At 39.8% G+C, this 18530-nt stretch carries 16 protein-coding genes and 1 other annotated feature (1 of these 17 running past the window's edge); of the genes, 15 read left to right on the top strand and 1 reads right to left on the bottom strand.

Annotation, left to right across the window (positions count from 1 at the left end; genetic code table 11):
- Positions 1–122, top strand: a binding site (T-box leader); it begins 119 nt to the left of the window's first position.
- A 100-nt stretch (positions 123–222) separates the two neighbouring features.
- From ACEVFT_RS17160 to ACEVFT_RS17125, 8 genes are all read left to right on the top strand, one after another.
- Complete coding sequence (locus ACEVFT_RS17160; RefSeq protein WP_393950835.1) at positions 223–1551, top strand: chorismate-binding protein; 1329 nt, start codon at positions 223–225, stop codon at positions 1549–1551.
- The gene (gene trpD / locus ACEVFT_RS17155; protein ID WP_393950834.1) at positions 1551–2579 is read left to right on the top strand and encodes an anthranilate phosphoribosyltransferase; all 1029 of its coding nucleotides are present in this window, start codon (positions 1551–1553) and stop codon (positions 2577–2579) included. The genes ACEVFT_RS17160 and trpD overlap by 1 nt, the downstream gene beginning before the upstream one ends.
- Positions 2579–3370, top strand: coding sequence for an indole-3-glycerol phosphate synthase TrpC (gene trpC / locus ACEVFT_RS17150; protein ID WP_393950833.1), 792 nt, complete (start codon positions 2579–2581; stop codon positions 3368–3370). Before trpD ends, trpC begins: the two co-directional genes overlap by 1 nt.
- A complete protein-coding gene (locus ACEVFT_RS17145) occupies positions 3367–3981 on the top strand; it encodes a phosphoribosylanthranilate isomerase (RefSeq protein ID WP_393950832.1) in 615 nt (204 codons plus the stop codon). The genes trpC and ACEVFT_RS17145 overlap by 4 nt, the downstream gene beginning before the upstream one ends.
- Positions 3981–5192: a tryptophan synthase subunit beta gene (gene trpB / locus ACEVFT_RS17140; RefSeq protein ID WP_342534796.1), complete on the top strand. Its 1212-nt coding sequence runs from the start codon at positions 3981–3983 to the stop codon at positions 5190–5192. Before ACEVFT_RS17145 ends, trpB begins: the two co-directional genes overlap by 1 nt.
- Positions 5189–5980, top strand: coding sequence for a tryptophan synthase subunit alpha (gene trpA, locus ACEVFT_RS17135; RefSeq protein WP_393950831.1), 792 nt, complete (start codon positions 5189–5191; stop codon positions 5978–5980). The genes trpB and trpA overlap by 4 nt, the downstream gene beginning before the upstream one ends.
- A 169-nt stretch (positions 5981–6149) precedes the next feature.
- Complete coding sequence (gene recJ / locus ACEVFT_RS17130; RefSeq protein ID WP_393950830.1) at positions 6150–8468, top strand: single-stranded-DNA-specific exonuclease RecJ; 2319 nt, start codon at positions 6150–6152, stop codon at positions 8466–8468.
- A gap of 35 nt (positions 8469–8503) precedes the next feature.
- The gene (locus tag ACEVFT_RS17125) at positions 8504–9016 is read left to right on the top strand and encodes an adenine phosphoribosyltransferase (protein ID WP_205444616.1); all 513 of its coding nucleotides are present in this window, start codon (positions 8504–8506) and stop codon (positions 9014–9016) included.
- 38 nt (positions 9017–9054) lie between these two features.
- Here the strand turns inward: ACEVFT_RS17125 and ACEVFT_RS17120 are convergent, their stop codons facing one another.
- Positions 9055–9513 carry a MarR family winged helix-turn-helix transcriptional regulator gene (locus tag ACEVFT_RS17120; protein ID WP_205444614.1) on the bottom strand — a complete coding sequence of 153 codons (459 nt, stop codon included), beginning with the start codon at positions 9511–9513 and terminating at the stop codon, positions 9055–9057.
- 185 nt (positions 9514–9698) lie between these two features.
- Between ACEVFT_RS17120 and ACEVFT_RS17115 the strand changes: the two genes are divergently transcribed.
- The 7 genes from ACEVFT_RS17115 to ACEVFT_RS17085 all read left to right on the top strand — a co-directional run bounded on the left by ACEVFT_RS17115 (position 9699) and on the right by ACEVFT_RS17085 (position 18341).
- Positions 9699–10949, top strand: coding sequence for an MFS transporter (locus tag ACEVFT_RS17115; RefSeq protein ID WP_393950829.1), 1251 nt, complete (start codon positions 9699–9701; stop codon positions 10947–10949).
- Positions 10950–11063: 114 nt separating this feature from the next.
- Positions 11064–12155: a carbohydrate kinase gene (locus tag ACEVFT_RS17110; RefSeq protein ID WP_205444610.1), complete on the top strand. Its 1092-nt coding sequence runs from the start codon at positions 11064–11066 to the stop codon at positions 12153–12155.
- 4 nt (positions 12156–12159) lie between these two features.
- Positions 12160–13074, top strand: a complete 915-nt coding sequence (locus ACEVFT_RS17105; RefSeq protein WP_205444609.1) for a pseudouridine-5'-phosphate glycosidase — start codon at positions 12160–12162, stop codon at positions 13072–13074.
- A 205-nt stretch (positions 13075–13279) separates the two neighbouring features.
- Positions 13280–15475, top strand: a complete 2196-nt coding sequence (locus ACEVFT_RS17100; protein WP_342441078.1) for a RelA/SpoT family protein — start codon at positions 13280–13282, stop codon at positions 15473–15475.
- 33 nt (positions 15476–15508) lie between these two features.
- Positions 15509–15949 (top strand): D-aminoacyl-tRNA deacylase, encoded by a 441-nt coding sequence (dtd, locus tag ACEVFT_RS17095; RefSeq protein WP_205444605.1) that lies wholly within the window; start codon positions 15509–15511, stop codon positions 15947–15949.
- Positions 15950–16021: 72 nt separating this feature from the next.
- Entirely contained in the window at positions 16022–16237 is a 216-nt protein-coding gene (locus ACEVFT_RS17090) for a DUF2642 domain-containing protein (RefSeq protein WP_342441076.1), read from the top strand.
- A 697-nt stretch (positions 16238–16934) separates the two neighbouring features.
- On the top strand, positions 16935–18341 hold the full coding sequence (locus tag ACEVFT_RS17085; protein WP_205444602.1) for a YfcC family protein: 1407 nt from the start codon (positions 16935–16937) through the stop codon (positions 18339–18341).
- Positions 18342–18530 lie beyond the last annotated feature (189 nt).

Raw genomic sequence — 18530 nt, 5'->3', positions numbered from 1 at the left:
GTGATTCCCCACGTTATAGGGGTGCTTTCAAGGTGTGGTTTAACATACCTATGATGAAAAGCACAAAAGTGAGAGCATATGCTCTAATATGAGGTGGCAACGCGGTCATAATCGTCCTCTGCAATTAGGAATAATCCTTTTTGCAGAGGGCTTTTTTATTTTCATTCAGCATTCGTCTAAACATTAGCTAAAGGAATCTTTGTAAAAAGGAGCAAAATAGCTATGCAAACAACGAGTTCAAGAACAAAAATGAAAACCATCAATGGCGATTCCTTAACACCTATTTTAATTTTCAGGCGTTTACAGGGAAAACATAAATTTTTATTGGAAAGTTCTGCTCAACATGAAGGAGCAGGAAGGTATTCATTTATTGGTGCCAATCCACGAAAAACATATAAAGGAGTGGGCGAAGAAATCCAAGAGGTTTCCTATAAAACAGGGAAAACATATATGCATAAAGGTGAGCTCTTTGTCCTTCTTAAACGACTCATGCCACGTATCTCCAATACGACACAATTTCCATTTTCAGGTGGTGCTGTCGGATATATAGGTTTTGGTGGCACAACGATGTTCGTAGACAAGAAAATAGAATTGCCTGATGCTCATTTTCATGTGTATGAAACAATCATTGTATTCGATCATCAAACAGATGAAGTGACATTGATTCATACAAATATTGATGCAGAAAAACAACAACCTGATTTGGAAGAATTAGCTCAACAAATAGTAAATGGGCAGATCAGTGACGAAGCATCTTATCGTTATCAACCGCTTGATGCTACAACAAATGAGTCATTTGCAACGGTTTTACAGACAATGCAAGCCAATTTACATGATGACATAACAAGAGTAGTTCTGCCGAAGCGTGATGTAGCCAACTTTCAAGGTGATACGTTGGCTTTGTATAGACAGCTGCGCAAAAAAAAGCCTGCAGCTTATCTGTATTATGTAGAATTTGAGGATCATGTTGTGTTAGGTACTTCTCCTGAAAGTCTAATCCGAGTAAAAGGTGAAAGAGTTATTGCGACGCCTACAGAGGGAACATGCCCACGAGGGGAAACAAAAAATGAAGATTTAGAAAATGAACGCCAATTATACAACCATGCGAGCATTAGACAATCGCATGCACTTCTTGTTAGTACTGTTCAGCAAGAATTACAGTCGGTTTGTTTCCCGGATTCTGTTCAGGTCATGGAGGCTATGCGTATCCAGAGGTCAAAAAAGGCACTACATATGACATCTAGGATTGAAGGAAAGCTTTTACCAATGTTGCATGCCCTTGATGTTTTAGCTGCAACTATATCACCAAGTTCAGCTACGGAGTTTGCGCATACAGCTGGTAATTTTGGTGCTCTTGGCTTTATTGGGTTTAATGGTCATTTGGATTTTGCCTTAACAGGGCAATCTATTGTGATTAAACAGGATACCATGCATATGCAATCAACAATAACTATGACGAAGTATACAAATGTGCAAAACGTTTTACAAAAAGTGCAAGCGGAAGAACAGGCATTTTTACAGTTACTGGTGAACAATGGAGGGCGAAACTAATGGAACAATTACAACAGAAAGTACTGCAGGGAACACATCTCATATACGAAGAAATGTTGCAGGTAGCCCAATGGTTGTTTCAGGATGACACACCTAAAGAAGAAATGGCCAGCTTTTTAACAGCTTTATCTGCGAAGGGAGAAACTGCACATGAAGTAGCCGCATTAGCAACCATTATGCGATCTTTTGCTCTCGATGTAACCGTAAAGGAAGATCACTATATGGATAATTGCGGTACAGGGGGAGATGGTCTTCATACCTTTAACATTAGTACAGCTTCTGCTTTCGTGTTAGCTGGAGCGGGTGTCAAAATTGCCAAGCATGGGAACCGTAAAATCTCTTCCTCCTCTGGTAGCTCAGATGTGTTAGAGGCACTAGGTATTCATACAGCAATTACCATCCCACAAACAGTCGATTTGCTAGAGAGAGAGGGAATCGCTTTTATTTACGCACCGAATGTCCATCCGAAATTAAAAAGAATTGGTGAAGTTCGCCGTTCATTAGGTAAACCAACGATCTTTAATCTTGTTGGCCCTTTAACAAATCCAGTCCCATTGTCCACACAATTTACGGGCATTAATCGACCTAATTTTGTTATGGAATATGCCTCAGTCTTACAAATGCTTGGACGTGAGCGGGCCATTGTCGTTTCTGGACCACAAGGCTTAGACGAGGCTTCATTAGCAGGGCAAAATACATTGGTTTTAGTAGATAAAGGGGATCTAATTCCCTTTTCCCTAACTGCCGAAGATATTGGTCTTCAAACGGCACCTTTAGAGTCCATCCGTGGTGGCAATGCAGATGAAAATGCAGTGATTATACAAAAAATATTGGCTGGGGAGCAGAGTCCTTATTTAGATACAGTAGTATTAAATGCTGGTATCGGCTTATTTGGGTATGGTCAAGCAGAAACCATTAAAGAAGGTGTAGCCATGGCAAAGGAAAGTATTTTTAGTGGGCGAGCACGACAAAAATTAGAAGCGGTTGTTACCTATAGCAAGCAAATTAAAGAAGTGGAGGTAGGGTAATGAATATACTCAATAAAATTTTACAGCAAAAGAAGATCGAGGTAGGCGCTTTATTAGAGCAGCCAGATCCTTTAGCAAATTTTACTGAAACGCCACGTCCATCATTAGTTGAGACATTGCGTCAAGCCCATACACTACAAGTCATTGCTGAAATGAAGCGTGCCTCACCTTCCAAGGGATTAATTGCTGGTGGTGCAGACCCAGTTGCTCAAGCACAAGTCTATGCACAAGCAGGAGTAGCAGCTATTTCAGTCTTAACAGACAAGGAGTTTTTTAAAGGCTCCTTTGAAGATTTAGCAGCAGTTGCTCGTGCAGTCGATACGCCTCTTCTTTGTAAGGATTTTATGATTGATCGGGTGCAAATTCGATTTGCGAAGGCAGCAGGTGCATCCATTATTTTATTAATTGTAGCGGCTTTAACAGACGATGCCTTACGTGATTTATATAGCTATGCAACGGGCTTAGGCCTAGAAGTTTTAGTGGAAGTACACGATCGTGTGGAGCTTGAACGTGCACTTGCAGTAGATGCAAAGTTAATTGGCGTGAATAATCGAGATTTACGTACCTTTGAAGTAAGCCTAGAGCGCACAAGAGAAATTGCCGATGTGTTTCCATTTGATGAGGAGCGAGTATTAATTAGTGAGAGCGGTATATGGTCAGAAGAAGATGCGAAGCAAGTAGCCTTGATGGGGGCTAGTGGTGTCCTTGTAGGTGAAGCATTAATGCGGAGTGGGGATGCGGGGCAAGCACTACGCCAATTGCAGGTAAGTAAGGAGGGGGCATCAGTATGACAAAGGTCAAAATTTGTGGATTACAGGAACAAGCACATGTCAAAACAGCGATTCATGCTGGTGCAGATGCTATAGGTTTTGTTTTTGCACCGAGTAAACGTCGTGTATCCATTGAGCAAGCCCAACAGTTAGCGAAGCATGTACCACAAGGCATTTTGAAAATAGGTGTCTTTGTCAATCCAACGCCAGCTGAATTAAAGGAAGCGGTAGAGCGAGTACCTTTAGATTATGTGCAATATCATGGGGAGGAAACGCCAGCATTTATTCAGGAGCAAGGCTATCCTGCCATCAAGGCATTGTCGATACGAGGACAAGAGGATGTTCAAGCGGCTGCTAACTATCAGGTAGATTATTATTTATTCGACGCGCCTGGTACAGAGTTTAAAGGCGGGAGTGGTCACACTTTTGATTGGACACTGCTTGAGCAAGTAGGTATTCCGAAAGAAAAGTTACTATTAGCGGGTGGTCTCAATGTAGACAATATTGAAGCAGCTATTACAGATGTAGGTCCTTTTATGGTGGATGTATCGAGTGGTGTGGAAACAGATGGAATCAAGGATTCTACCAAAATACAAGCATTTTTACAGGCAGTAAAGAGGGGGAGCAGATGATGGGAATATCAATAGCAAATAGTGTACCGACAAAGGAAGGACGTTTTGGGCAATTTGGCGGACGATTTGTGCCAGAAACATTAATGACAGCTTTGCTAGAATTAGAAATTGCCTATGACGAAGCATTAAAAGATCCAGTATTTACAGAGGAGCTGTCCTATTATTTAGAGGAGTATGTTGGACGTGAAACACCGCTCTATTACGCAGAAAATTTAACAAAGGCACTAGATGGAGCAAAGATTTATTTAAAGCGCGAAGATTTAAACCATACAGGTGCACATAAAATTAATAATGCGATTGGGCAAGCACTTCTAGCCAAACGCATGGGCAAAAAGAAAATTGTTGCTGAAACAGGAGCTGGTCAGCATGGTGTAGCAACGGCTACTGCATGTGCATTATTAAATCTTGAATGTGTTGTTTTTATGGGTGCAGAAGATATCAAACGTCAGCAGTTAAATGTCTTTCGTATGGAGCTGCTTGGCACAAAAGTTCAATCGGTGGAAAGTGGTTCTAAAACATTAAAGGATGCTGTGAATGCTGCACTACGCTATTGGGTGACAAATGTTGAGGACACCCATTATATTTTAGGCTCTGCCTTAGGTCCACATCCATTCCCGAAAATTGTCCGAGACTTTCAGCGTGTCATCGGGGTAGAAACAAGAAAGCAAATCATGCAAAAAGAGGGTCGTTTACCAGATGCAGTTGTTGCCTGTATTGGAGGCGGGAGTAATGCAATCGGTATGTTTCATCCATTTGTTGATGATGAATCAGTTGCCTTATACGGTGTGGAGGCGGCAGGAAGTGGTCTTGAAACTGGGAAGCATGCAGCGGCCATCGCAGGTGGACAATTAGGTGTATTGCATGGCGCCTACATGTATTTATTACAGGACGAAAACGGCTTTGTCCAAGAAGCTCATTCTATTTCGGCTGGGTTAGATTATCCAGGGAAAGGGCCAGAGCATTGTTATTTACATGATATTGGTCGAGCACAATTTGACTCCATCACAGATGCTGAAGCACTGGAAGCCTTACAATTATTAAGCCGAACTGAGGGGATACTACCTGCGCTTGAAAGTTCCCATGCCATTGCTTACACAGCAAAACTTGCAAAGACTATGACAAAAGATCAAATTATTGTGGTGTGTTTATCTGGTCGAGGAGATAAAGATGTCCACACAGTTCGAGCAGCACTAGGAGGGGATGTTAAATGACGACTTTACAACAAGCGATCGAACAAGCAAAGGTTGCAGGACATAAAGCTTTTATACCTTATATCATGGCAGGTGATGGAGGGCTAGAGACCATTAAGCCGACTATTTTAAAACTGCAGCAATTAGAGGTAACAGCTATTGAAGTAGGGATTCCTTTTACAGATCCTGTCGCAGATGGTCCAACGATTGAACGAGCAGGAGAACGAGCACTTGCAGCCGGAGTGACATTAAGAAACGTATTGCAAACACTTGCGTCATTTAAAGATGAAATAACAGTGCCTCTCGTAGTCATGACTTATTTCAATCCAGTATTAGCGTATGGCTTAGAGGCCTTTGCGCAAGCCTGTGTAGCTGGGGGAGTGAAGGGATTAATTGTACCAGATGTCCCATTGGAAGAAAGTGAGTTGTTACGTGAGGCATTAAATCCATATGGCATCGATGTTGTCCAACTCGTCTCATTAACAAGCCCACCTGAGCGAATCGCTCGTATTGCTTTAGCAAGTCAGGGCTTTGTTTATGCAGTGACCGTCAATGGCATTACAGGCGCAAGGTCGCGTTTTGCCGATAATTTAGAACAGCATTTTGCAAGCCTACGTCAAGCAAGTCCAATTCCTGTGCTTGCAGGCTTTGGCATATCAACACCCGAGCAAGTGAAAAAGATGGGGGCTTTGGGAGATGGCGTGATTGTCGGTAGTGCCATTGTTACAGCATTGCATGAAGGGGATTTGGCAACAGTGGAAGCATTGGTAGCCGCTTCAAAAGGTATGTTAGAGAAGTCTACTCTTTAGATAGAGTAGGCTTTTTTTGTAATGATGTGGATAGAATGCTGTAATTGGCGGATAGATATGGAAAAGTGACGGATAGATATTAAAAAGTAATGGATAAAACTATCAATCTGACGGATAGTGCGTAACCTATAGAAATTCGGTATAATAGCTTTCGTAAGGAAGTGAGAAGATGATTCTATCGAAAAAAAGATGGCAGGTGGAGCGTCCAGACGCAACACTTGTACAAGCATTACAAAATGACTTACAACTTTCTGCGATTGCAGCAAAAATTTTAGCAGCACGAGGCTGCGAAACAACAGCTGACGCAGAAAGCTTATTAAATATGACTGAGGCAAATATCCATGACCCATTTCTTATGCATGGTATGGCTGAAGCAGTGGCACGAATTGAACAAGCACTAGATAATGGTGAGAAAATTTTAGTGTATGGTGATTATGATGCAGATGGTGTGACAAGCACAACCGTTATGTTACATGTTTTACTAGATCTAGGAGCGGACGTCTCCTTTAAAATTCCGAATCGTTTTATCCATGGTTATGGTCCACATGAAGCCCTATTTCGGGAGGCCTATGAAGAGGGTGTACAGCTAATCATTACAGTGGATAATGGGATATCTGGTATCGAGCCTATTCGAGTAGCGAAGGAGCTTGGCATGGGTGTCATTGTGACAGATCACCATGAGCCAGGTGAGGAGCTACCGCCAGCAGATATTATTCTTCATCCTCGAATACCAGAAGGACAATATCCGTTTGGCGAGCTAGCGGGAGTAGGGGTTGCCTTTAAGCTGGCACATGCTCTATATGGTGAACTACCAAGCCATTTAATTGAATTTGTGGCGATTGGTACTGTAGCAGATTTAGTCCCTTTGGTGGACGAAAATCGTTATCTCGTGAAGCGAGGTATACAGGAAATGCGCCGTTCTCTTAGCCCATGGGTACAAGCGATGTGTGACATAGCCAGTACAGAGCAGACAAAAATTACGGAAGAAACGATTGGCTTTTATTTTGGGCCGCGATTAAATGCCGTTGGTCGACTTGGTGAAGCGGCTCCTGGCGTGGAATTATTAATGGCAGAGGATAATGCTAAAGCAACCGCATTGGCAAAACAGTTAAATGTCTGCAATACCGAGCGCAAAGATATTGTGAAAAGTATTACGGATGAAGCCATTGCACTGATTGAAGCAGATGAAAAAGTCGGCAATTCCTTAGTTCTTGTTGTTGCTGGCGAGGGCTGGAATGCAGGTGTTGTGGGAATTGTAGCCTCACGTCTCGTTGAACTGTATTATCGTCCAACGATTGTGCTGTCACTCGATCCCGAAAAGGGCACAGCAAAAGGCTCTGCTCGAAGCATTGAAGGATTCCATCTATATAACGAGCTAGCTAAAAATCGAGATATTTTACCGCATTTTGGTGGACATCCTATGGCTGCAGGTATGACCTTATCATTAGAGCATGTGGATGAACTACGTACGCGCTTGGATGCGCAGGCTAGAGCCTGCTTAACAGAGGAGCAATTAACACCGATCGTGCATATTGATATTCCGCTCAGTATTGACGAAATTTCAGCAGATGCTATTGAGGAAATTTCAACATTAGGACCATTCGGCACAGATTTCCCGAAGCCTGTTTATGTACTTGAGGATGTAGAAATCGCCTCCATGCGTAAAATTGGAGCGGCCGAGAATCATATTAAAATGGAAATAACAAACGGCTATGACAAATTGGATAGTGTTGGTTTTAATAAAGGGCATTTACATGATGAATTAACGTATGGCATCAAAGTTTCCTTTATAGGCGATTTGCAAATTAACGAATGGCAAGGACGTAAAAAAGCTCAATTTATGATCGAGGATGTCCAAACAACAGAATGGCAACTATTTGATATTCGTGGTATCCGCCAAACAGCTCGATGGTTGAATACGGTACCGAAGGACGAGGCACAGTTTATCGCCTTTCGTCCAGAAACGATGACCTATTATCAATCATTAATTGGTGTACCTATTACATTGGTTGACCCAGCCCTTTCAAATATTGAACAAAGTGTTTACATCGTGCTCTTAGACTTGCCACACCATGTTCAAAAGCTAGAAGACGTTTTACAGAAGACAACACCTTCACGTATTTATGCACATTTTTATATGCCCGATTCGCAATACTTTAGCGGTTTACCTACTCGTGAACAATTTACTTGGTATTATAAATTCTTGAAAAATCGACCAGCCTTTCCACTTGATATGCATATTGCGGATTTAGCGAAGCATACGGGCTGGCCATTAGAAACATTAAAATTTATGACACAGGTGTTTTTTGAGCTTGATTTTGTTAAAATGGAGAGTGGACTGACGACTGTCAACGTGAATGCCCCAAAACAAGCACTAACAGAGGCACCGTCTTACAAACAACGTTCAGAACAGATTGAAATGGAGCAAAAGCTTGTCTATGCTCCTTATATAGAATTAAAACAATGGTTTGATGAACGATTAACATAAACGGACGTATAACGTTTCGTAGGAGGAGCAAGAACATGGATTTAAAGCAATATGTTACAACGGTTGAAAACTGGCCAAAAGAAGGCATTACTTTTAGAGATATTACGACAATTATGGATAATGGATCTGCTTACAAATATGCAACAGATCAAATTGTAGAATATGCAAAAGAAGTGGGAGCTGAAATTGTGGTTGGCCCTGAAGCTCGTGGGTTTATTATCGGTTGCCCAGTTGCCTATGCACTTGAAATTGGCTTTGCACCTGTTCGTAAACCAGGTAAATTACCACGTGAGGTGATTAGTGCGGACTATGGTCTAGAGTATGGAAAAGATACATTAACAATGCATCACGATGCGATTAAGCCTGGTCAAAAGGTGTTAATCTGTGATGATTTACTAGCTACTGGGGGAACAGTTGAAGCAACAGTGCGTTTAGTGGAACAATTAGGTGGTCAGGTAGTCGGCTGCGCATTCCTAATCGAACTTTTAGAATTAAATGGTCGCGAGAAGCTTGGTGATTTAAATATTAAAACACTTATTCAATATTAAGAGCATTGAAAAAGCGCCCTACACTGTGGGCGCTTTTTTTATACTTCGTCATATGCTTGAATAATTTTTTGCATTGTTCGCAAGGTATCGTAGAAATCTGCGTATTTTTCGGTTCCAATATCCTCGATGATTCTATCTTGAATTCCTTGCCAGATAGGTGCGGCTTCATGTAGCTTTTCTAAGCCTTCCTCAGTGAGCGTAATTTTTTTTGTGCGAGCATCATTTGTATCTCGCTTTAATTCAACATAGCCATGTTGCTTTAATAGATTAATATTACGTGTTACAGTGGTTTGATCGAGTTGTAATATTTCACCTAAACGGCTGATTGACACAGCTTGTTGAAGGTCGATATGTGCAAGCATCGAATATTGTGTAACTTTTAAACCAGTAGGCTGTAGCAGCTTATCATATAATTGCGTGACAACCCTTGTTTTCTTTCTAAGGTTTGCACAAACACATATTTGTGTATAATCAATATTTTTAAGTTGATTCTTCATCGACAGTACTCCTTTGAAGGGATTCTACTTATGATTAGTATACACCCAAAAACTAGAAATTACTTCTTGACAGCTTTATGAACGATTACTATCATTATACATGTATATACATATAAATGAAATGAATAGACTTAAACATGTATATACATGTTTTGCGGTCTATCATAAGAAAAGAAGGTGTTAGGGTGAAGCGTGTTCATTATAGTTGGTTTATTTTGATCGTCACATTTTTCTCGATTATTGTCGCAGGGATTACGATGTCATCATCTGGTGTGTTTATCGATCCCCTTGAAAAAGAATTTCACTGGGATCGTTCAACCATTGCTTTAGCTTTCGCTGTAAGTTTGTTTTTATATGGCATATCTGGACCATTTATGGCTGCACTACTTGAAGTCATTGGCTTAAAGAAAATGATGCTCAGCGCCATGGCCACTTTAGTAGTAGGAATGACTTTAACATTTTTGATGAGTCAATCTTGGCAGTTAATCGTTATTTGGGGAGGCATTATTGGTCTTGGAGCGAGTCTATTTTTAACGGTGCTTAGTCCATATGTTGCGAATCATTGGTTTGTAAAACGCAGAGGGTTAGCAGTTGGTATTTTAACGGCAAGTACAGCCACGGGTCAGTTAATTTTACTGCCAGTGCTAGCTATCATCATCGAACACTATTCTTGGCGATGGGCTATCGCATTCATGCTACTCCTTAGTACAATAATGTTCTTCATGATTGCTATTTTTATTAAAAATAAGCCCCAGGATATTGGTTTGACACCTTATGGACAAGAAGAGACTATAGAAGAACATCTAATACAGCAAAAAAAGAATCCAATAAGCATGGCTTTTTATGGTTTATTAGAGGCGATTAAGGTTAAAGCGTTTTGGTTACTAGCAGGCAGCTTTTTTATTTGTGGTCTATCGACAAGCGGATTAATTGGTACTCATTTTGTCTCTTATTGTATTAGCTTTGGTGTTCCTTTAGTTACCGCTGCATCACTTCTTTCCTTTATGGGCGTTTTTAATTTATTAGGCACGACTGCCTCTGGCTGGTTATCTGATCGCTTCGACAATCGTTGGTTGTTGTTTTGGTATTACATGTTAAGAGGCGCTTCTCTTTTATTACTTCCTTATGCACTCGCGCAAGGGTCTTTTGTTTTACTAACGATTTTCACCATCTTTTATGGACTAGATTGGATTGCTACTGTGCCACCAACCATCAGTATGACACGACAAATTTTTGGTATGCATAAAAGTAGTATTATCTACGGCTGGATATTCGCCTCCCATCAAGCAGGAGCGGCGGTTGCTGCGTATGGTGGAGGGTTGATTTATAAATTTTTTAATTCCTATACGTGGGCTTTTTTCCTTGCAGGGATGTTTTGTGCTATGGCCAGTTTATTCGTCATCATTGTTAAAAAGCAAACACCCCAGCAAGCATAAACAAATAAAAGTTGAACCTCGGTATGATGAGGTTCAACTTTTTTAATAAAGAATCTTTTGACATAATACAAACAAAAGTTTATAATATAAACAAATATAATAAAAGGTGATGCTATGAATGAAAGAGAACAGGCGGTGCTTGCTTTAATTCGCCAGAATCCGTTTATGTCTCAGCAAGAAATGGCAGATACAATGAATCTGTCACGTCCCGTGCTTGCTAATTTAGTGTCTAGTTTAACGAAGCAAGGAAAAATTGTAGGTCGTGCTTATATTTTACCCGAGGAAAATGAAATTATTTGCATCGGTGGAGCTAATTTAGACCGCAAATTCCATGTAAAGGGCAATGTTCAATTTGGAACATCTAACCCTGCCAGTTCTTCCTTTAGTGTAGGTGGTGTTGGTCGAAATATTGCTGAAAACTTAGGCAGATTAAACCACCAAGTGACGTTACTAACAACGGCAGGGAAAGATGCTGATTGGCAAGTGATCCAAGAAGCTTCGGAATCCTTTATGAATCTACGTTATGTAGAGCAGCTAGCAGAGGCTTCTACGGGTTCTTATACTGCCATAATGGATGAACAAGGTGAGCTAGCACTAGCTGTAGCGAATATGGAGGTTTATGACCTTCTGTTACCTAGCTTGTTGAAAAAACATGAAACAATGCTAGTGAACGCGGGATGTTTTATTTTGGATTTAAACTGTCCAAAAGAAACAGTGGCGTATATCCAGCAAGTAGCCATTGCTCGTGCTATTCCACTTGTCATTGTGCCGGTATCTTCGCCAAAAATGAATCGACTACCTGAAACATTACAAGGCGTAACTTGGTTTATTTGTAACACAGATGAAGCGGAAACGATTGTTGGACATAAAATTGAAAACGCTACCCATTATGAAAAAGCATTACAACAGCTTCTACAACTAGGTGCTGAACATGTCATCATCACGGCTGGCAGTAAGGGCGTTTATGCAGCATCTACAACGATTGCGCCTCATCAATTTGCTGCCAAAGTGATTGACAAAATTGAAGATGTAACAGGAGCAGGAGATGCCTTTGTCAGCGCTGTCATTCACAGTTGGTTGACTGGACAATCTTTTGAGACATGTATTGATGCTGGATTAACCAATGCAAAAAATACATTGGCATCTCCTTATACAGTAAGACCTGAATTATCAGTAGATTTGTTGAAAAATGAAATGGAGGAATAACAACATGAAAGAATTCATCGTATTATCAGAAGAAGTAAAAGCAGGACAAGCAAAAGGTCTACCAATCGTTGCATTAGAATCAACAATTATTTCACACGGTATGCCATACCCACAAAACGTGCAAACTGCGCGTGAAGTTGAGCAAATTATTCGCGATAATGGTGCAGTCCCTGCAACCATTGCATTAATTGATGGAAAAATTAAAATCGGTCTATCAGATGAAGAACTAGAAATGTTCGGTAATGCTCAAGGTGTTGCGAAAGCTTCACGTCGTGACTTAGGTTTCTTACTAGCAACGAAAAAATTAGGTGCTACAACAGTTGCAGCGACAATGATCTGTGCAGAGCTTGCAGGTATTGAAATCTTTGTAACAGGCGGAATTGGTGGTGTACACCGCGGTGCTGAAACAACAATGGATATCTCTGCTGACTTAGAAGAATTAGCACAAACAAATGTTGCCGTTATCTGTGCGGGCGCAAAATCAATTTTAGATATCGGTCTTACACTAGAATATCTTGAAACAAAAGGTGTGCCAGTGGTTGGTTATGGTACGGATGAATTACCAGCATTCTACACACGTCAAAGTGGTTTCGATGTAAACTTCCAATTGGATACACCTGAGGAAATTGCAGCAATGCTATCTGCGAAATGGCAATTAGGCTTAAAAGGTGGCGCAGTCATTGCAAATCCAATTCCTGAGGCGGAAGCATTAGAGCATACATTTATTACAAACATTATTGAAAAAGCTTTAGTTGAAGCGGAAGAGAATGGCATTCAAGGTAAAAACGTTACACCATTCTTACTTGGCAAAGTGAAAGAATTAACAGAAGGTAAAAGTCTTGATGCCAATATTGCATTAGTGAAAAACAATGCAGTAGTCGGCGCGAAAATTGCTGTAGCTTATAATCAATTACATTAATCCATTTGTCGAAACAAGGACTCTTTGTGACGTGAAGTCGCAGAGGGTCTTTTTTATTAAAAAGAAGAATATTTTTTCCATTTTTCGAACTGTTCACGAGATTAACTAAACTAAATGATACAGTCTCTTTACAATAGGCTACAATATTTTATACAATTAAGTTTATATCTAATCTGAAAAATTTGACGAGCAAGGTGGACATGTTATGGCGAAAGAGCAAATTTTGACTCCTGAGGACGTTTTTGAGTTAGTCAAATCCTACATGAATGATGAAAATGTCGCATTCGTGAAAAAAGCATATGAATTAGCAAGGGATGCCCATATTGAGCAATTCCGTAGCTCTGGTGAACCGTATATTATTCACCCAGTACAAGTAGCAGGTATTTTAGCTGAATTACAAATGGACCCAGAAACTGTAGCGGCAGGTTTTTTACATGATGTTGTCGAAGATACGGATTTTACGCGGGATGATTTGGTACGTGAATTTGGCGAAGAGGTAGCTGTGCTTGTTGATGGTGTTACCAAACTAGGGAAAATTAAATATTTATCAAAAGAGGCGCAGCAGGCTGAAAATCATCGGAAAATGTTTGTGGCTATGGCACAGGATATCCGTGTCATCCTCATTAAGCTAGCAGACCGTCTTCATAATATGCGTACGTTAAAGCATTTACCTGCTGAAAAGCAACGACGTATTTCAAAAGAGACGCTAGAGATTTTTGCACCACTTGCTCATCGTCTTGGAATATCGACTGTAAAATGGGAGCTTGAAGATACAGCACTGCGCTATTTAAACCCACAGCAATATTATCGTATTGTCAGTCTGATGAAGAAAAAACGTGATGAACGTGAAGCTTATTTAGAAAATGTGATGGCTGAGATGAAATCACAACTGAATGAGGTTGAAATTGACGCAGATGTCTATGGTCGACCAAAACATATTTACAGTATCTATCGAAAAATGGTGCTACAAAAGAAACAGTTTAATGAAATTTATGATTTATTAGCCATTCGTGTTCTTGTCGATAGTATTAAAGATTGCTATGCCGTATTAGGGATTGTGCATACACTCTGGAAACCAATGCCAGGGCGCTTTAAAGACTACATTGCTATGCCAAAACAAAACCTGTACCAGTCCCTGCACACGACCGTTATTGGACCTTATGGTGATCCATTGGAGGTACAGATTCGCACGAAGGAAATGCACAAAATTGCAGAGTACGGGATTGCAGCACACTGGGCGTATAAAGAAGGCAAAAACGTCGATCATCAAAAGCAGAATGTCGATCAAAAATTAACATGGTTCCGCGAAATTTTAGAGTTCCAAAATGAATCTTCCAACGCAGAAGAATTTATGGAATCCTTAAAATTTGATTTATTTTCTGATATGGTTTATGTATTTACACCTGAAGGCGATGTTATTGAATTGCCAGCAGGTTCTGTTCCTATTGATTTTGCTTATCGTGTCCATTCAGAAGTCGGAAATCGTACGATTGGGGCGAAAATCAATGGGAAAATGGTGCCGCTTGATACACCATTAAAAACAGGTGATATCATTGAAATTTTAACTTCTAAACAGTCCTTTGGTCCGAGTCGCGATTGGCTAAAAATAGCACAATCCTCTCAGGCGAAAAATAAGATTAAGCAATTCTTTAAGCGACATCTACGTGAAGAAAATATTATCAAAGGTAAAGAAATGATTGAAAAAGAAATCCGTGCGCAGGATTTCGATTTAAAGGAAACAATGTCTTCTGAAAACCTCAAACGTGTATGCGATAAATTTAACTATACAAATGAAGAAGATTTGTATGCGGCAGTTGGCGTGAGTGGCATTACAGCGCAGCAGATAGTAAATCGTTTAGCAGAAAAACGTCGTAAAGAGCGTGAGCAGGAAGAAGCTTTAGAGAAAATCGAACAAAAAATGAAAAATCCAATTCCACAAAAACGGACGGAATCCGGTGTTATTGTAAAGGGCATTGACAATATGCTTATTCGACTTTCTCGTTGCTGTACACCTGTTCCTGGTGATGATATTGTAGGCTTTATTACGAAGGGTAGAGGTGTTTCTGTCCATCGTGAGGACTGTCCAAATATTCAAATAGAGGATGAGCAGGAGCGCTTAATTGAAGTGGAATGGGAGCATGGTGTCATTCCTGAGAAAAAAGAATATCCAGTCGATATCGAAGTATCAGCCTTTGATCGACCTGGTATATTAAATGAGATTATGCAAATTGTTAGTGAGACAAAAACAAATATTTTGGCAGTCAGTGGTCGTGCTGACCGTGATAAAATGGCAACAATTCATTTAACAATTTCTATTTCAAACATCTCACATTTGCATAAGGTTGTTGAGCGAATTAAACAAACACCTGATATTTATTCAGTGCAGCGTGTCATTAACTAATTGATAGGCAATATAGAATTGGGGTTTTAATACATGAAAGTAGTATTACAGCGCAGTAAAGCTGCCTCTGTAACAGTGGACGGAACTGTTACAGGAGCGATTGATCATGGCTATGTTCTTTTAGTGGGGATTACACATGAAGATACACATGAGGATGTTGCCTATTTAGCAAAAAAAGTAGCCAATTTACGTCTTTGGGAAGATGCAGATGGAAAAATGAATCATTCGATCTTAGAGCATGGAGGCGCTATTTTGTCCGTCTCACAATTTACGTTGTATGGGGATGCAAAAAAAGGGAATCGTCCAAGTTTTATAAATGCAGCTAGACCAGAAGCAGCTGAGCCACTGTGGGAGGCCTTTAATCAAGCATTACGCGAGCACGGCTTACATGTGGAAACAGGTATTTTTGGTGCAATGATGGATGTAGCACTAATTAACGATGGTCCAGTCACAATTCTTCTAGAGTCAAAATAATGGAACGTTTCCTATAATTCCTTCATATACTAAAGAGTATGGTTAGTTTTATAGGAAGGGGTGTCTATGAACATGACGCAGACGAGAAGTATAACCAACCCATATTTATACGAAACGCTTAACATGATGATTGGTCAGGCAGTAGTTGTGCAAACAGAAAAAAATATTCAAAAAGGTATTTTATTATCCATACTACCTGACCATATGATCCTTGAGATGAATCGTACGCCTTTCTTCATTCGAATGGAGGAAATTGTATGGGTTACATTGGAAACTACAAAAAAATGAGAAAGTATGAACCTTCCAATCATAATAGATGATAGAAGGTTCTTTTTTTATCTGTTTATGGCAAATGAAAATGTCTGAATGACAAATAGTAGTGATCCTGCAAATGTTTTTTTTGAATAATATAAAAGGTGTTTCTACCTCTCCTCCTCATTCATTACCCTCAGCAAACGTATTATTAGCAGTTCAATCCCTTCATTATGAATGCAATGAAAATAAAAGCATTCTATATACAATCGACTTATATTTGCCCGCTAATTGGGCAGTTAACATGCTTATTTTAAATTGGGAATTATGGTTAAAAGCGACAACAAACCATCCATATTCAAAATGCTTATCAAACACATTGCTGTCTTCACCACAGACTATACCTATCTCTTGATTGAACAATGTGAAACGAACATCATGTGTATGTTAGATGACAACAATTAGAGTGATAATTTTATTTTAGAAAAATAATGAATTTAACATTAATAATCTGTGGGATGTACATTATTATCCGATTACTCGTGTTTGTGGGGAAGGAGGATCTTTATAGCCAAGGTCAGCCAAGAAGCTTAACAATAAAGTATGCTTGCTAAAATAATAGAAAATTAATACTTTACAATAAATTTAAACTCATGTATATTTATTTTCAATTAGCGACAAATAGCGACAATGTTGTGAAAATGTCTAAATAGAGAAAAAGGAGCGTGGTTTAATGGAAAATGAACAGGGGATAAAGAAGAAAAGCTGGTTGAAGGTACCTCATACATATACGATTATTTTTGCCATTATTTTTTTAGCAGGTATTGCAAGCTACATCATACCAGCAGGTGAGTTTGAACGTGTAGAGGATGAGGAAGGGCGAATGCTCGTTGTAGATGGAAGCTATCATCATATTGAGAGTGAGCCAGTTTCCTTTTTCGAAATGTTTACAGCCGTTCCAATGGGTCTTGAAAAAGGGGCTCAAATCATTTTCTATATTTTTTTAGTCAGTGGTGTGTTTGGCATTATTCGTTCTACAGGTGCGATTGAGGCTGGTGTCTATAAAGGAGTAAAAGCTTTAGAGGGAAGAGAAAAATTACTTATTCCTTTATCGATGATTTTATTCTCTGTTGGTGGTTTTACAATGGGGATGGCGGAAGAAACAATTATTTTCGTGCCAATTGGTGTGGCCATTGCACGTGCGATGGGCTTTGATGCTGTAACAGGAACTGCCATGATCACTCTTGGTGCTGCCAGTGGATTTTTTGGAGGAATGCTTAATCCCTTTACAGTAGGTGTTGCGCAATCATTAGCAGATGTACCATTATTCTCAGGAATTGGCTTCCGTGCTGTAGTCTATGTTTTTGTTTTAGCTTTTGCGATTTTCTATGTATCTCGTTATGCTTTTAAGGTGAAAAAGAATCCACAGGCAAGCGTTATTTACGAGATTGAGCAAAAAGCTAAATCCAATGTATCTGCGATTGACATCCCAACATTAACGGGCAAGCATAAATTTGTATTTATTGTCATGGCTTGTGGGATTGGCTTTAATATTTATGGTGTCTTTAATTGGGGCTGGTTCTTGACGCAGCTAACTGCATCCTTTTTAATTATGGGGTTAATTGCAGGACTAATTGGTGGTTTAAAACCTGCCACTATTTTTGATTCCTTTATTGAGGGAGCTAAGGCTGTAACGTTTGGAGCTTTAATTGTAGGTTTTGCTCGTGCTATTACGGTTGTTTTAGAGCAGGGGAAAATTATCGATACGATCGTTTATGCGGCATCTGAAACAATTGGACATTTGCCACATGCTATCAGTGCAATCGGCATGTTACTTATCCAAGCCCTTTTGAATTTATTTATTTCATCTGGTAGTGGACAGGCAGCTGCAACAATGCCAATTATGATTCCAATTACGGATTTATTAGGATTAGAACGACAAGTGGCTGTTTTAGCCTTCCAATATGGAGATTCCTTAACGAACTCTATTATCCCTACTTCGTCGGCGTTAATGGCGTATTTAGCCGTTGCAGGTATCCCATATGAAAAGTGGATTAAGTTTATCTGGAAGATGATTCTTGGATGGGCAGTGATTGCGTGTCTAGCGTTAATTGCTGCGGTAGCATTAGGAATATCTTAAAATATGAAAAAAGATCAGGACACTAGCAGAAAAAGACCTTTTGGCAAGGTGAGGGGTTGATTTCTGCAAAGTGTCCTTACTTTTTTTCATAGTTGCATAGCCCCAATATTTGTATTCTTAGGGGGATAGGATTTTATTTTCAATGTGGAGAAGTGATGCGTGACAATACCCATCTATAAAGAGTAGTGA

The organism is Lysinibacillus sp. PWR01, assembly GCF_043359455.1.
Taxonomy (GTDB): Bacteria; Bacillota; Bacilli; order Bacillales_A; family Planococcaceae; genus Lysinibacillus; species Lysinibacillus fusiformis_F.
This window is presented reverse-complemented; position numbering and strand designations above follow the sequence as displayed.

What these genes read in the sequence shown, in the direction of transcription:
- ACEVFT_RS17090 (WP_342441076.1), top strand. Translation starts at nt 16,022, where the DNA reads ATGACGCAGACGAGAAGTATAACCAACCCATATTTATACGAAACGCTT.
- dtd (WP_205444605.1), top strand. Translation starts at nt 15,509, where the DNA reads ATGAAAGTAGTATTACAGCGCAGTAAAGCTGCCTCTGTAACAGTGGAC.
- trpC (WP_393950833.1), top strand. Translation starts at nt 2,579, where the DNA reads ATGAATATACTCAATAAAATTTTACAGCAAAAGAAGATCGAGGTAGGC.
- trpD (WP_393950834.1), top strand. Translation starts at nt 1,551, where the DNA reads ATGGAACAATTACAACAGAAAGTACTGCAGGGAACACATCTCATATAC.
- ACEVFT_RS17145 (WP_393950832.1), top strand. Translation starts at nt 3,367, where the DNA reads ATGACAAAGGTCAAAATTTGTGGATTACAGGAACAAGCACATGTCAAA.
- recJ (WP_393950830.1), top strand. Translation starts at nt 6,150, where the DNA reads ATGATTCTATCGAAAAAAAGATGGCAGGTGGAGCGTCCAGACGCAACA.
- ACEVFT_RS17085 (WP_205444602.1), top strand. Translation starts at nt 16,935, where the DNA reads ATGGAAAATGAACAGGGGATAAAGAAGAAAAGCTGGTTGAAGGTACCT.
- ACEVFT_RS17100 (WP_342441078.1), top strand. Translation starts at nt 13,280, where the DNA reads ATGGCGAAAGAGCAAATTTTGACTCCTGAGGACGTTTTTGAGTTAGTC.
- ACEVFT_RS17105 (WP_205444609.1), top strand. Translation starts at nt 12,160, where the DNA reads ATGAAAGAATTCATCGTATTATCAGAAGAAGTAAAAGCAGGACAAGCA.
- trpB (WP_342534796.1), top strand. Translation starts at nt 3,981, where the DNA reads ATGGGAATATCAATAGCAAATAGTGTACCGACAAAGGAAGGACGTTTT.
- ACEVFT_RS17125 (WP_205444616.1), top strand. Translation starts at nt 8,504, where the DNA reads ATGGATTTAAAGCAATATGTTACAACGGTTGAAAACTGGCCAAAAGAA.
- ACEVFT_RS17160 (WP_393950835.1), top strand. Translation starts at nt 223, where the DNA reads ATGCAAACAACGAGTTCAAGAACAAAAATGAAAACCATCAATGGCGAT.
- ACEVFT_RS17120 (WP_205444614.1), bottom strand. Translation starts at nt 9,513, where the DNA reads ATGAAGAATCAACTTAAAAATATTGATTATACACAAATATGTGTTTGT.
- ACEVFT_RS17110 (WP_205444610.1), top strand. Translation starts at nt 11,064, where the DNA reads ATGAATGAAAGAGAACAGGCGGTGCTTGCTTTAATTCGCCAGAATCCG.
- trpA (WP_393950831.1), top strand. Translation starts at nt 5,189, where the DNA reads ATGACGACTTTACAACAAGCGATCGAACAAGCAAAGGTTGCAGGACAT.